The sequence below is a fragment of the Colwellia ponticola genome (assembly GCF_005885605.1).
Taxonomy (GTDB): Bacteria; Pseudomonadota; Gammaproteobacteria; order Enterobacterales; family Alteromonadaceae; genus Colwellia; species Colwellia ponticola.
This window is the reverse complement of the sequence record NZ_SZVP01000015.1, coordinates 16,108-29,231: the sequence shown is the minus strand read 5'-3', so window position 1 is coordinate 29,231 and position 13,124 is coordinate 16,108. Positions and strand designations below refer to the sequence as shown.

13 protein-coding genes are annotated in these 13,124 nt (G+C 37.8%); 8 read left to right on the top strand and 5 right to left on the bottom strand.

Annotated elements, in window-relative coordinates:
- Positions 1-198 precede the first annotated feature (198 nt).
- Both FCS21_RS13345 and FCS21_RS13340 read left to right on the top strand, forming a co-directional pair.
- Positions 199-654, top strand: a complete 456-nt coding sequence (locus tag FCS21_RS13345; RefSeq protein ID WP_138624046.1) for a YehS family protein — start codon at positions 199-201, stop codon at positions 652-654.
- Positions 655-826: 172 nt separating this feature from the next.
- On the top strand, positions 827-1,030 hold the full coding sequence (locus FCS21_RS13340) for a DUF3545 family protein (protein WP_138624045.1): 204 nt from the start codon (positions 827-829) through the stop codon (positions 1,028-1,030).
- A 610-nt stretch (positions 1,031-1,640) separates the two neighbouring features.
- Here the strand turns inward: FCS21_RS13340 and FCS21_RS13335 are convergent.
- On the bottom strand, positions 1,641-2,123 hold the full coding sequence (locus FCS21_RS13335) for a CreA family protein (RefSeq protein ID WP_138624044.1): 483 nt from the start codon (positions 2,121-2,123) through the stop codon (positions 1,641-1,643).
- A 230-nt stretch (positions 2,124-2,353) separates the two neighbouring features.
- Between FCS21_RS13335 and FCS21_RS13330 the strand changes: the two genes are divergently transcribed.
- Positions 2,354-4,435, top strand: a complete 2,082-nt coding sequence (locus FCS21_RS13330; RefSeq protein WP_138624043.1) for a S9 family peptidase — start codon at positions 2,354-2,356, stop codon at positions 4,433-4,435.
- A 123-nt stretch (positions 4,436-4,558) separates the two neighbouring features.
- Here the strand turns inward: FCS21_RS13330 and FCS21_RS13325 are convergent, their stop codons facing one another.
- Positions 4,559-6,646: a M13 family metallopeptidase gene (locus FCS21_RS13325; RefSeq protein WP_138624042.1), complete on the bottom strand. Its 2,088-nt coding sequence runs from the start codon at positions 6,644-6,646 to the stop codon at positions 4,559-4,561.
- A 427-nt stretch (positions 6,647-7,073) separates the two neighbouring features.
- Here FCS21_RS13325 and FCS21_RS13320 point away from each other — a divergent pair, with 427 nt between their 5' ends.
- From FCS21_RS13320 to FCS21_RS13305, 4 genes are all read left to right on the top strand, one after another.
- Positions 7,074-7,568, top strand: a complete 495-nt coding sequence (locus tag FCS21_RS13320) for a phosphatase PAP2 family protein (RefSeq protein ID WP_138624041.1) — start codon at positions 7,074-7,076, stop codon at positions 7,566-7,568.
- A gap of 17 nt (positions 7,569-7,585) precedes the next feature.
- On the top strand, positions 7,586-7,909 hold the full coding sequence (locus FCS21_RS13315) for a DUF2956 domain-containing protein (RefSeq protein ID WP_138624040.1): 324 nt from the start codon (positions 7,586-7,588) through the stop codon (positions 7,907-7,909).
- A gap of 183 nt (positions 7,910-8,092) precedes the next feature.
- The gene (efpL, locus tag FCS21_RS13310; protein WP_138624039.1) at positions 8,093-8,668 is read left to right on the top strand and encodes an elongation factor P-like protein EfpL; all 576 of its coding nucleotides are present in this window, start codon (positions 8,093-8,095) and stop codon (positions 8,666-8,668) included.
- A 234-nt stretch (positions 8,669-8,902) separates the two neighbouring features.
- Entirely contained in the window at positions 8,903-9,817 is a 915-nt protein-coding gene (locus FCS21_RS13305; RefSeq protein WP_138624038.1) for a M14 family metallopeptidase, read from the top strand.
- Between the two features lie 146 nt (positions 9,818-9,963).
- On the opposite strand, the gene FCS21_RS13300 is transcribed toward FCS21_RS13305, so the two are convergent.
- Positions 9,964-11,139: a flagellar assembly protein T N-terminal domain-containing protein gene (locus FCS21_RS13300; RefSeq protein WP_138624037.1), complete on the bottom strand. Its 1,176-nt coding sequence runs from the start codon at positions 11,137-11,139 to the stop codon at positions 9,964-9,966.
- A gap of 199 nt (positions 11,140-11,338) precedes the next feature.
- On the opposite strand from FCS21_RS13300, the gene FCS21_RS13295 reads away from it, so the two are divergent.
- A complete protein-coding gene (locus tag FCS21_RS13295; RefSeq protein ID WP_138624036.1) occupies positions 11,339-11,806 on the top strand; it encodes an LPP20 family lipoprotein in 468 nt (155 codons plus the stop codon).
- 224 nt (positions 11,807-12,030) lie between these two features.
- On the opposite strand, the gene FCS21_RS13290 is transcribed toward FCS21_RS13295, so the two are convergent.
- Positions 12,031-12,477 (bottom strand): flagella synthesis protein FlgN, encoded by a 447-nt coding sequence (locus FCS21_RS13290; RefSeq protein ID WP_138624035.1) that lies wholly within the window; start codon positions 12,475-12,477, stop codon positions 12,031-12,033.
- Between the two features lie 48 nt (positions 12,478-12,525).
- Positions 12,526-12,834, bottom strand: coding sequence for a flagellar biosynthesis anti-sigma factor FlgM (gene flgM, locus FCS21_RS13285; protein WP_138624034.1), 309 nt, complete (start codon positions 12,832-12,834; stop codon positions 12,526-12,528).
- Between the last annotated feature and the right edge of the window lie 290 nt (positions 12,835-13,124).

Here is a 13,124-nt window from a genome sequence, read left to right as displayed (position 1 = left end):
ACAGGCAGTTGAACGGCTTCGCTAAGCTGTACTAAACCCAGCCAAACCAAAAAAGGCTGAGGGTTAAATCAATATGCTAGGTTAAATCCAGATCAAGTTAAAGCCAAGCAAGGTAGAGTCAGTTATAATAACAAAAGATTCTTATATTTAGTAAACAGCTTTTTTTGGCTGTTTAACCATTGAAACCTAGGCTCCTTAATGATTAATAACGATATTCTTCGCCGCATCAGCGCTATTTTTGAATTAAATGATGAAAAAATTATAGCGACTTTTGCATTAACTCACTGTGAAATTACCACCGCGCAATTAGCTGATTTCTTTAAAGAAAAAAATGATGACGCTTACCAAGCAATAACCGATGTGCAATTGGCGGGTTTTTTGAATGGTTTGATCATTGCGCAACGTGGTCCAAGTGACGGACCTGTACGTGATAATGAACAAGTATTAACCAATAACATGATTTTCAATAAAGTAAAAATAGCCTTATCTTTAAAAGCAGAAGACGTTATTGCGATACTTGAATTAGCTGACTTAAGCTTAAGTAAGTATGAATTAAGTGCATTTTTTAGAAAAGTTGATAATAAGCATTATAGACACTGTTCAGATGATGTGTTATCCGCTTTTTTAAAAGGTTTAAAAACTCATAACCAATAGTTCGTTAAATAGCTCATCTAATTTGTTTACAGGATTAGTGCATGTGACTCGCTCCGCTTATTTTCTTACTGTCCATTCATAAAAGTGTCACCTTTGTTTCATATTACTTTCATCTTACTTCTTTAACTTACTCATTTAAGTGACTCGTTAACGTTAGTGAGAGGAAAGTACTATGAACAACAATTATTGGCATGACGAAAACATCGTAGATGAAGAATATGAGCTCACAGTAGCGGATAGAAAAGCAGTTGCAGGTAAAAAAGGTCCGATTAAAGTTGCACGAAAGCGTAAGTGGCGCGAGATAGAAGCTATAAAGGATCAACGTCGCTTGCGGCGAGATATTGCCGCTTTCGAACACTATTCGTATGATTTTTAAATATTATTTGTATGAGTTTTAGTAGATAAGATCTGAGCTACTATTTACTAACATAGTGTATCGTGCCACCCATAATAAATGGAGCCTGAGTAAGATTAATTTATAGGGACTTAACTTGTCTATTGTCGCGGTGGCGACGACACCCAAAGGGATACTGCCTCCGGCATCCCTCAGGACTCCCTCGGAGCTGCTAATCAAGTGTTATCCTGCATTTTAGGTAATATTTTCGACGTAGCAGCGCTGAACGGGCATCCTTGCCCGACATCGCTTTGCTCATCATCCCTGATGAGAGTACGTGAATATTACCTATCATTGCGGCACTTTATTCAAGCAGACTTGGTGTGTGTTGATAGGTTGGGGGGAAGACAATATGAGTTTTATCATTTGGAATGTTCAAAAGACCACTTATTTTTTGTCGACGTGCCAGAAAAGCCTTTTCTTGCGTTAAAACTTATCATGCCACCGATAATAATCTATTGTTATTGTTGATATTTCAACATGCTGAGCTATTAAGATAATTTTTCGGAGGTGCTCAGTACCTAGTGCCGATTTATTCTCGTTGCAAAAACCACGCTACTTGCGCGGTTAAACTAATCAGTGTTTTATTTGCTTATTCGTCGTTAGTTTTTAACATAATGGTTGAAGGAGTATAAGCCTTTGTTCCCCATAAAGGCACCGTTGAAAGGCTATGTTTAAAACTCCCCGAGGTTTCCTTCGTAGAATAAGACAAGTACATTAATGTTTGATTTTGCGCATCGAATATACGTCTGACTTTCATGGTTTTAAAAAAGATACTTTTTGACTTTTTAAATACCACCTCTCCGGATTTACTTTTATCTATTTGTGCAATCATCACTGCGGTAATTTCGCCTGTTTGACGACAAGCTATTGAGCTATCACTGGGGTCAGATAAACTTAAGTTTGCTTCAACACTGGCAATATGACAAGTAACGCCGGGCACTATCGGGTCAACCAAGGTATTGAGTTTTATATCTTTCAATGTGAACATACCTAACGAAACATCACCCACTTCATTGTCAGAGCAGCCTATTAGTAAGGCTGAAAAGCCCATAGCGAGAATAAATTTTTTCATAAATTTTCCTTTAGATAAGCAAGTTTTGTTAGTTTATCATATTGAAATTTTGTTATTAAATCGATTACTTACTACCGGAAAAGCAAGTTATGCGACTAATACACCCAGATACAAGGTAGAGCTCGGCGATAACGCATGTCGAGTACTTTTAATTTGTATACAATGTACTCACGTAAATAAAAGCTAAATCAACATTTTTAGTAAAATTCATTTTACCTTGGAGTAAATCAATGCGCCTTTTTTCACGCTTTTCTTGTCGACTAGTGTTAGTTGTTAGTGTTTTAAGTACCCCATTTATAACCGTCGCTAATAGCACCGTTGCTAATGATATGGCATCTAAGAGTCTCTTTGCAGCGAAAGATATATTTTCACTCGAATATGCTAGTGAGCCACAAATCTCTCCTGATGGTGACAAAATTATCTATATCAGAAACTCTAACGACATTATGACCGATGGAAAAAATCAAAACCTATGGCTACTTGATGTTGACTCGAAAGAGCAAATACCATTTTTTTCTGATGAAAAACAGTATTCTTCACCGCGTTGGTCTGCAAATGGCGAAAAAATCGCTTTTATTAGTAACCTAACGGGTAGCTATCAAATTCATGTACATTATCTTAAACAAAATCGAACAGCATTAATTAGCCAAGTACAAGGCAGTGTCGGCAGTTTAACCTGGTCACCCGATGGTAAGTGGTTGGCGTTTACACAATTGGTTGCTGATAAAAGAACAGTGATAGCCAAAATGCCAGAAAAGCCGAAAGGGGCTAAATGGTCAAAGCCGGTAGTGGTTATTGATCAAGCCTATTATCAAAGAGATGGCAGTGGTTTAGTGAAGCCAGGTTATAAGCATATTTTTGTGTTACCCAGTGAGGGCGGTACACCACGACAACTAACGCAAGGTGACTTTCATCATCGCGGTAAACTTAGTTGGAATAAACAAAGTGATGCTATTGTTTTTTCAGCTAACCGTAGTAAAGACTGGGCATATCAATCACTAGAAGGCGACTTATATCAAGTGATGTTAAAAGGAGGAGAGCTTAAGCAATTAACCTCTACGCCGGGTAAAGAGTTTAATCCGGTTTTTTCAAAAAATGGCAAGCAGCTGGCTTTTTTATCTACGTCGAATGCCTTAAATCCGTATCGTAATGCTAAATTAGCGATTATGGATTGGAAAACTAAAGAAGTGACAAGGGTTGCGGAAGGTTTTGATCGCTCAATAAAAGATCCACAATGGCTATCCAAGTCATTATTAGCTATAAGTTATGATGATTTTGGTAAGCGGAAACTCGCGACAATAACCACTAAAGGTAAAATTACTGATTTAACAGCTAATCTTGCTGGCACAACCCTAGGTAGACCTTATATAAGTGGTAGCTTTACTGCGTCAGATGAAGGTTATATGGCCTTTACCCAAGGCAGTGCTTTACGCCCTGCGGATGTTGCGGTTATTAACACCGGTAAAAAAGTATCGACGTTAACCCAATTAAATGAGGATTTATTGGCCTATAAAACACTAGGTAAAGTAGAAGAGATTAATTATAAATCATCGTTTGATGGTGAATCTATTCAAGGTTGGTATATTACGCCACCAAATTTTGACCCAACAAAAAAATACCCACTAATTTTAGAGATACATGGTGGTCCACATTTAGCTTATGGTCCACACTTTTCTGCTGAATTACAGCGTTTTGCGGCACAAGGTTATGTGGTTTTTTATGATAATCATCGTGGTAGTAGCTCTTACGGCGAACGTTTCGCTATGCTATTAAAATATAAATATAGCTCTAAAGAAGACTTTGCCGATCATAACTCAGGCGTTGATGCCATGGTAGATTTAGGCTTTATTGATGAGAAAAACTTATTTATTGCTGGCGGCTCAGCAGGGGGGATTGCTACTGCTTATGCGATTGGTTTAACTGAGCGTTTTTCTGCGGCTGTGGTTGTTAAGCCTGTTATTAACTGGTTAAGTAAGGTGTTAACTGCTGATAGTGGTTTAGGGCAAATACCGACGCAGTTTCCTGGTATGCCGTGGGAGCATGTTGAGCATTATTGGCAGCGCTCACCTATGTCGTTAGTCGGTAATGTCACTACACCGACGATGTTAATAACGGGTGAAGAAGACTTACGTACACCTATGGCGCAAACAGAGCAATTTTATCAAGCACTTAAGTTAAGAAGAATAGATACTGTTTTGATTAAAGTGCCTGGTGCGCCCCATGGTATTGCCGGGAAGCCTTCACGAATGATCACTAAAGTGGAACATACTTTGGCCTGGTTTGAAAAATATAAAACTAAGATAGAAGATTAAACAATAGTGTAAGTTAACATAATAAAAATGCCAGGTAGATAATCTGACTGGCATTTTTTTGACTGAACTATTTATCCGTTAAATAATAAAGTTACTTACTATTTAATATTATTACCTATACGACTACCAAATACGTACGCGTTCATCTTCGGATAAATAAAGTGCATCACCAGGTTTCACGTCAAAAGCTTTATACCAGGCATCGTGGTTACGTGGAGCTTGCGCGCGAAAACGTCCCGGGGCATGCGTACCGCCACGTAGTTGGTTTAGCATACTCTTTTCCGTACGTTTCTCTTTCCATACTTGAGCCCAAGCTAAGAAGAAACGTTGATCACCAGTAACACCATCAATAACTGGTGCTTCTTTGCCATTTAAGCTGAGTTGATAAGCATGATACGCCATAGCTAAACCGCCAACATCACCAATGTTTTCACCTAAGCTATTTCTACCATTGACGAAGTTATCTGCAATTGGCTCATATTGATTGTACTGAGCAACTAATTGGTCTGCTTTGGCGTCAAAGGCATCTCTATCTTCATCAGTCCACCAATTACGTTGAATACCCTCAGCATCTGATTTTGAACCCTGATCATCAAAACCATGGCCCATTTCATGACCAATAACCGCGCCAATAGCGCCGTAGTTTACTGCAGCATCAGCATTGGGATCGAAAAAGGGCGGTTGTAAAATCGCAGCAGGAAAAACAATTTCATTAAATGAACTATTGTAATAAGCATTCACGCGTTGTGGCGTCATGCCCCAGCGATTACGGTCGGTTTTTTGTAACTCTTTAGCCACGCTATCTGCTTTGAAAAATTGACGAAGCTGGTGAATGTTAGCGACTAAATCATTGTCAGTAATCGTTATACCGTCAAATTTTTGCCATACATCAGGGTAGCCTATTTTAGGCGTAAACGCGGCAAGCTTAGCGTGTGCGTTTACTTTAGTTGCTTCACCCATCCACTCAAGCCCATCAATGCGTTGGCCAAGTGCCGTACGTAAGTTTTCAACCAGTTGCGCCATTTGTAATTTTGAACTTTCAGGAAAGTAGCGCTGCACATACACTTTACCAAGAGCAAAGCCTAATGATTCAGTATCAGACATTTCGCTAATAGCACGCTTCCAACGAGGACGAGGTTGTTGTTGACCGTTTAATTCTTTGCCATAAAAAGCAAAGTTAGCCTTATAAACATCTTCAGACAGTAAATCAGCATTACCACTCAGGGTATGAAAAATTAAGTAATCTTGCCAAACAGTTAATGGCTCAGCATTAATCAACGCGATCATTGCCTTTACTGGTTCAGGTTGTGAAATATTAAGTTGTGGTACTTGATAGCCTGATTGAGCGAAATAAGTATCCCAGTCAAAATGAGGATATTGTTTGGCTAAGTCTTTACGTTCTACTTGGTTTAACGTTAAGTCACGATTACGACGTTGCTCTCGTGGCCAGTGCCCTTGTGCTATTTTTGTTTCTAACGCTAAAATTTTATTAGCTCTAGCTTCACCGTTCTCAATACCCGCAAACGTTAACATTTTAGTGATGTGAGCGAGATAGGCATTACGTGTTTTCTCAAAGCGCTCACTTTCTTCTAAATAATAAGAGCGATCAGGCAGTCCTAAGCCACCAGCACCAACCGACATTTCATATTGGTTAGGGTTTAGGCGGTTAAACCACATATAACCACCAATAGGCGATTTAGTACCTGTTAACCACGCCTTACCAAATATTTCCGTTAAATCTTGTGTTGTTTGTGCAGCACTAATTTTATCTAATGTTGGCTGAATTGGGCTTATGCCTAATTTGTTGATGGTAGCTGTATCCATATAAGCCTGATAAAAATCGGCAATTAATTGCTCATCCGCAGTTAAGTCAATGTGCATGGATTTTTTATTCATGATGCCATCAATAATATCTTTTACTTGTGTTTCACTGCGCTCTGCTAAAGCGGTAAAAGCACCAAAACGAGTTTTATCAGCAGGCATAACATAACTATCATACCAAGTTCCGCTAGCGTACATAAAAAAGTCATCGCCTGGCTTAATAGCTTCATTGCGAGCACTTAAATCGACGCCAAAGCTGCCTAACTCTGCTTTGTTACCCGTAATACTTTTACTAGCACTGCTATTATTACTGTCATTACTCGCTTCAAAAATACCACAGCCACTAATAAGAGTTGCGGCTAAGGCGATGGTTATCAAAGATTTTCTCATGAAATAGGTCTCTTTATAAAATTGACTTAAATGGGTGAATAATATTTCTAAACAATGCCATTAACGTTAGTCATTTTATTGTTAATATATTAATAGCATTATTCTCTCTTATGTTAACAGAATGTCAACCAGAATACGTTTAACGGCATGCTACACTCGATGAGCCTATTAAAGCTAAGTTTTCACCTTGATAATGTTGCCAAGGTGTTAAATTTAGGTGGTTATGTTTTCTGCTTAAAACATGCAAATACACCACTAAGCAACGAAGTCTAATAGACTCTTTTTAGTTTAGGCCTCGGTTATAAAACAACTTTGCAATTATTGGTTTTGCTAGGTATAAAGACTCACTTATTTTTATTTAACGAGAAGTCTAGTGAAGACGTTTTCTTTTAGCTGTTACTCACTTTTATCATTGGTACTTTTACTAATGAACATCAATACTACATACGCTAAGTCTAGCTTAGAAAAGTCAGGGGATATTATGCACTTATTACTGCCTGCTAGCGCACTTGGTGCAAGCTTAATGGTAGAAGATGATTATCAAGGGAGCTGGCAACTTATCCAATCTGGAGTCGTATCACGTATTGCCGTTGAAGGTTTAAAGTTTTCGGTAGATAAAGACAGACCAGACGGATCAGCAGATGATTCCTTTCCTTCAGGGCATACAGCCGACAGTTTTGCCTCTGCTACTTTTATTCAACAACGCTATGGTTGGCACTGGGGAGTTCCAGCGTTTATTGGTGCTACTTTTGTGGGTTATAGTCGAGTTAACAGTGATAAACATTATGTAGAAGATGTTTTAGCGGGCGCTGTCATTGGGATTCTGTCAGGACTGTACTTTACAGAGCCTTATTCTGGTATCACTATTTCCCCTACGGCTAATACTGGGCATTACGGTATTAGTGTCAGCGGCACATTTTAAAATTTAATTGGGGCTTTATGAATAGCAACGTATCAAAAGAAGTGCAAGCGCAAGCGATAAAGGTGGCTAAAGCGACACAGAAAAAAGGTCAAACTAAAGAACAAACTAAGCTTATCGCTCAGGGGATAGAAAAAGGCATTGCGCAATACAAAAAACAACAAAGTATAAAGTCACGCGCACGTGATAAAGAGCGTAAGCAAGAGCTAAAGCAAAAACAAAAAACAACTGAAGTATGCATCGAAGGAAGTAGCACTAAAGAAAGTGCTAAATTACCTTGGTTATTACTAGTACTTAGTTGGGTTGCTTTTATCAGTTATGTCTTATCAGGTATGTCTGCTTGAGTGGGCTATCGTCAGCATTAAAGTAGAATAAAATTTCATCATAAAAGCTAATCGCTGTAAAGTTTTAATGAAAAAGTAGCGTTTAATCGCTAAATTATTTGCATATATTTGGGGGCATGCTATTTTGCGTGCACTGTGTATTAGGCAACAATTTTATATAATAAATTCAGAGGATGTTATTTTATGCCAAAGGCAAGTGAGATAAAGAAAAATGCTGCGATAGAGCACAATGGTAAGGTGTTAATTGTAAGAGACATTACTCGCTCAGTACCACAAGGTAGAGCAGGCGGAAGCTTATATAGAATGCGTTTATACGATGTGGTCACTGGTGGTAAAGTGGATGAAACATTTAAAGCGGAAGACATGCTAAATTTTGCTGACTTGAGCCGTCGTCCATCGATGTTCTCCTACATTGATGGTGATCAGTATGTTTTTATGGATAATGAAGATTACACCCCGTATAACTTAAACAAAGAAGCAATCGCCGATGAAGTGCTTTTTATTGACGAAGATACCCAAGGTATCTCTGTTATTATTGTTGGTGATGCGCCTGTAGGTATAACGCTACCACCGAGTGTTGAATTAACCATTACAGAAACTGACCCTTCAATCAAAGGCGCTTCAGCGAGTGCTAGAACTAAGCCAGCGCTTCTTTCTACAGGCTTAACTATTCAAGTACCTGAACATATTTCTACGGGTGACAAAGTTAAAGTAAATACCGAAGAACGTAAGTTTATGGGACGAGCTGATTCTAAGTAATAATTATTTACTTAGCTAAGTTTGTTTAATTCAATTCGTCTTTTAAATAAAATGCCCGACTTATTTCGGGCATTTTTATGTCCAAAATAAGACCTAACGTTTTACAACATAAGCTTATACTTGGGGTATGTTCACTTTAGCCTACACCTTAATTTAAGCGTCATAGTAAACAATAATTATCAGTGCAATTAATAACCAATCTAACTATTAGCTATTTTACTAAAAGGTTAAATCATGAGTAGTTCAGTGCATTCTATCGGTATACAAGGCCAGCCGTGGGCAGAGAAAGAAAAAATATTGTGGTCTTCACAGCAAACTATTAAACGCTCTTATCAAGACGAAGTAGTGGCAAAACTTGTTTTATTAACGGCGTCATTCGATATGATTCAATACGGTAGTTTATCGATTGATGCTCGTCGCTACCCTTTATATATTATGCAAAGTAAGTCGTGGCAAACCGATAAGAAAACACTGTTAATTACTGGCGGTGTCCATGGCTATGAAACCAGTGGCGTGCAAGGTGCTATTAGCTTTTTAGAAACAAAGGCATTAGGGTTTAGCGAGCAGTTTAATATTATTGTTGCGCCTTGTGTTAGTCCGTGGGGGTATGAAACAATCAATCGTTGGAATAACGAGGCTATTGATCCTAACCGTTCATTTTATCATGATAGTCCCGCGCAAGAGTCGGCAGCACTCATGACCTTTATTGATGAGCTTGATGTCGATATTACTATGCATATTGATTTACATGAAACCACGGATACCGATAATAGCGAGTTTAGACCAGCGCTTGCTGCTCGAGATGCTATAGAGCAAAAAACGTGGAATATTCCTGATGGTTTTTATTTAGTGGGAGACTCAAGTAAGCCTGCAGCCGATTTTCATCAAGCTATTAATCAAGCTGTAGCAAAGGTGACCCATATTGCGCCAGCAGACAATAACAACAGGTTAATAGGAGTTGATATTGAGCAGTTTGGCGTGATCAATTATGCGGCAAAAGAGTTAGGGTTATGTATGGGGTTAACCCAAGCGCCGTATGTGACGACTACGGAGGTTTACCCTGATAGCCCGCTTGTTAATGATGAAAATTGTATTAAAGCACAGGTGGCGGCGATTACTGCTGCTATCACTTTTATTATTGAGCAGTAATCTACCATTACGCGGTAACGGCAGCAATTTACTCCTAAGACGCTACATGCCATAAGGTGACTGTAAGTATAATCTTTAGATGACTTTTACTGTCAAGAACAACCTCTAGCACAGCAACTATTAAGAGTAGTTATATTGCTGTGCTATTAATTTTCATAGCGTACCGCTAAGTCATCTATTTGAATATTACCAAATAAACGCCCATCAGCAGTAGTTGCAGTAGCGGTTTGTCTCGTGAGTTTAGTTACTTTTACTTTATAAGGGCTAACATTAAAGCCAGCGTAAGATTTTCCTACACTGTTAGTAAAGTTAGTTAAGTGTAATAGACTAAATTCATCACCGATTTTCAACCCATGATCTCTACCTAAATTAATCATTACTTGATTACCCTTCACCTGAATGATTTTACCTGAACTTGGCTCACACATAATGTTTTCATCAATATCTTTAACGACAGACTCGATAATGTTACCAATCATGACGCCATATTCACTTTGCCAAAATGGATTAGCATAAACATCTACCTTAATACGCTTAGTAAAAGTCCACGGAGCGGTGTTTTGATAGCTCTTTTGCCAGACTAATTCACCGTTTAAACCATTATATAAATAAAAGTTAATGGCAAAGTTTCTAGGGTAAACCCCTTGTTGCCAAAACAACCAGCTATTAGTTGCTTGCTCATTAAACGATAGATTAGTTATTTCGCTAAACATGATGTATTGGCTGTCGGTACTGTCACTTAACGACTGGGTTAGCTGAGTAATCTCGTCACTTGCTAAACTATTATTTAGGCGAGAAAAATCAGTTTTATTGTTGAGAATAGTCGTAGTTTTAGTAAAAGTACTTTGTTGATTCAGTCGTTTAGCTAGTTTAGCTACAACGGCTTTCTCAATGAGATAAATACCACCTAAATTAGCCTGTTCTCTTTGTAATAAATGGCTACGGGTAATTAACAATGATTTTTTAAAGTTTACGGCAAAGCACTTTTTATCTTGTGGCAGTATATCTGCACGAATCGTGACAGTAATAAGATTGTTAGTGTGCACTTCATCGACTAACTCTATAGAGTTTACGCTACCACTTGCTCTGATGCTTATTTGATCTTGTGTCAATAAACCATTCACCACTTGCTGAACACTCGACACACTAGCGCCTGAGACAAGTAATGCCTTTTTAAGAGCATTTTCTATTGCTTGAGTGCGTGCAAGTTCAACACTGGTGTTACTGGTTTGGGCATGGCCAGTTGTTTCGTACCATTGGCTACTGACTGAAAAGCTACATAATAAGCTGAAGAGTAATAATTGTTTGATAAAATTGTGCATAGTCCTTCATATTCCTGGTTAGTCTAGAGCTAAAGTATAACTTAAGCATGAATTATGCATATTTCATGCCTTTGATTATGTAATAAAGGCTTTGGTTTTTGTTGGCTTAAAACCTGCATAGTTAAAAAACTATAGTGTAAAAAATACTATGTATAAACGTAAAACGATTTTTTGTAGCAATCACTACCAAGGGGCATCCATGAATAACTTATTGACTCGATGTATTCTTATATTGAGTACACTTTTATTAACCAGCGCATGCTCTGTTTTTTACGATAAGCATGTACAATGGCAAACAGCAAAACCTGATGTTTTCCCTGTGCTATATGCCACAGGTTTTGCACCCATTAGTATACAAAAATCAGCGCATGAAACACAGCGTATGCTAATGGCAATTAAAGCGTCAAAAATTGCTGCTTATGCAGAGTTAGCCGAGCAAGTATATGGTCAACAAGTTACAGGTAAAGTGACCATGGCTGATTTGCTAATTGAAGATCAACACTTAACAGCGTCAGTTCAAGGCATTATTCGCGGTGCAAAAGTAGTGAAAAGTTATCCCGTTGGCGATATTTATACCACGGAATTACAGTTGGACTTTACCGACGTTTACAATATTTATCAAGCCAATCAAAATAGAAAAGAAATTAAAGCGGTGACTCACTTTTAGCCTTATTTTAGACGGTATAATAGCCATGTAATTGGTTCATCATTAACATAAAAAAACGGTAATCAATATGATTACCGTTTTTTTATGTTTACTATTGTACTTTATCGCTAAATTAACGCGCTATGTTAGGTAAGTACTGTAGGTGAGCTATTATTGCGTATGGTGTACTTATAGTGTTAAGCCGTTAAGCCGTTAAGCCGTTAAGCCGTTAAGCCGTTAAGCCGTTAAGCTTTTAAGCCTAAACTAGATAGTCCAGCGTTCTTCTTACCTTTTTTATCATAAGTTATCGCATTCTTATTATGGTTTTCTAACAAGCTGGTTTTCATACGTTCAACGGCAAGTTGAGATTGTTGAATAATTTGCCCGTTAACTTGATTTTTTTGTTGGCAATGATGTAATAAATCGGTTATTTCTTTAAGCTCTTGGCTTAGCTCACCGGCAGCTTTTGCTTGAGCAAAGGCTTGGTTTTGGCCAATTTCTCGGTCAAGGTGTTCAATAGCTACTAATAAAGTGTTTTTTTCTTGGCTAATAGCAAGCAGCGCTTGCGGCTCATGCTGCTGTAAAACTTCTTTTTCATTAGCGATAATTTCAGCGAGCAAGGTCAGTTGCTGGTGTTGTTTTGCTAACAATTCTGTAGGTGTTAATCCTTGAGAAGTTGAGCTGGGTAACATAAGGTTTGCCTTTGATTTAACAAAAAATGATATACATAGAGTTTATCGCTAAACAAGGTTAAATTCAAAGTTAGCAATGCTGGCCGCTAGCTTTTCTGGATTGATCTTATAATCGCCAGAGCTAATTGCTTTTTTCAGTTCATCGATTTTTGTTTGGTTAATAACAGGAGCATCCGCAGCTTTTTTTTGTAATTCATTAAGTTGCTTCGCTTGTGGTGTAATCGATACAGAATCTTGTCCAGAGCTTTTTATCTGCGCATTAGTTGATGCCGTTTGAGCAGATTGCTGTTTTACTTGCTTCTGTTGTGTTTGCTGAACTTGATTGTTGTTACTCAAGTTATTGATGTTTATAGCCATAATTTCACCTTTTAACCTTGTTTTAAGCCTTTATTTTTAATTTAAACAACACTTTAAAATAGGCGCTACATGTAAGGAATGATATTTAAAATATATAACAGCTTTGTAACCTATAAATACTAATGTATCAGTAACTAGTAATGAACTAGTTCATTACTAGTCATGTTAATATTCAAATAATTCTAATAATTCTAATAGCTAGTTATCGGCCGTTACGGTAGTAACTTTAGCTAAAAAAAAATAATATCGAGAACACTTATTAAGCTAGAGTTATATGTTTGATTTATGTA

What these genes read in the sequence shown, in the direction of transcription:
- FCS21_RS13325 (WP_138624042.1), bottom strand. Translation starts at nt 6,646, where the DNA reads ATGAGAAAATCTTTGATAACCATCGCCTTAGCCGCAACTCTTATTAGT.
- FCS21_RS13340 (WP_138624045.1), top strand. Translation starts at nt 827, where the DNA reads ATGAACAACAATTATTGGCATGACGAAAACATCGTAGATGAAGAATAT.
- FCS21_RS13295 (WP_138624036.1), top strand. Translation starts at nt 11,339, where the DNA reads ATGAATAACTTATTGACTCGATGTATTCTTATATTGAGTACACTTTTA.
- flgM (WP_138624034.1), bottom strand. Translation starts at nt 12,834, where the DNA reads ATGGCTATAAACATCAATAACTTGAGTAACAACAATCAAGTTCAGCAA.
- FCS21_RS13315 (WP_138624040.1), top strand. Translation starts at nt 7,586, where the DNA reads ATGAATAGCAACGTATCAAAAGAAGTGCAAGCGCAAGCGATAAAGGTG.
- FCS21_RS13330 (WP_138624043.1), top strand. Translation starts at nt 2,354, where the DNA reads ATGCGCCTTTTTTCACGCTTTTCTTGTCGACTAGTGTTAGTTGTTAGT.
- FCS21_RS13300 (WP_138624037.1), bottom strand. Translation starts at nt 11,139, where the DNA reads ATGCACAATTTTATCAAACAATTATTACTCTTCAGCTTATTATGTAGC.
- FCS21_RS13305 (WP_138624038.1), top strand. Translation starts at nt 8,903, where the DNA reads ATGAGTAGTTCAGTGCATTCTATCGGTATACAAGGCCAGCCGTGGGCA.
- FCS21_RS13335 (WP_138624044.1), bottom strand. Translation starts at nt 2,123, where the DNA reads ATGAAAAAATTTATTCTCGCTATGGGCTTTTCAGCCTTACTAATAGGC.
- FCS21_RS13290 (WP_138624035.1), bottom strand. Translation starts at nt 12,477, where the DNA reads ATGTTACCCAGCTCAACTTCTCAAGGATTAACACCTACAGAATTGTTA.
- efpL (WP_138624039.1), top strand. Translation starts at nt 8,093, where the DNA reads ATGCCAAAGGCAAGTGAGATAAAGAAAAATGCTGCGATAGAGCACAAT.
- FCS21_RS13320 (WP_138624041.1), top strand. Translation starts at nt 7,074, where the DNA reads ATGAACATCAATACTACATACGCTAAGTCTAGCTTAGAAAAGTCAGGG.
- FCS21_RS13345 (WP_138624046.1), top strand. Translation starts at nt 199, where the DNA reads ATGATTAATAACGATATTCTTCGCCGCATCAGCGCTATTTTTGAATTA.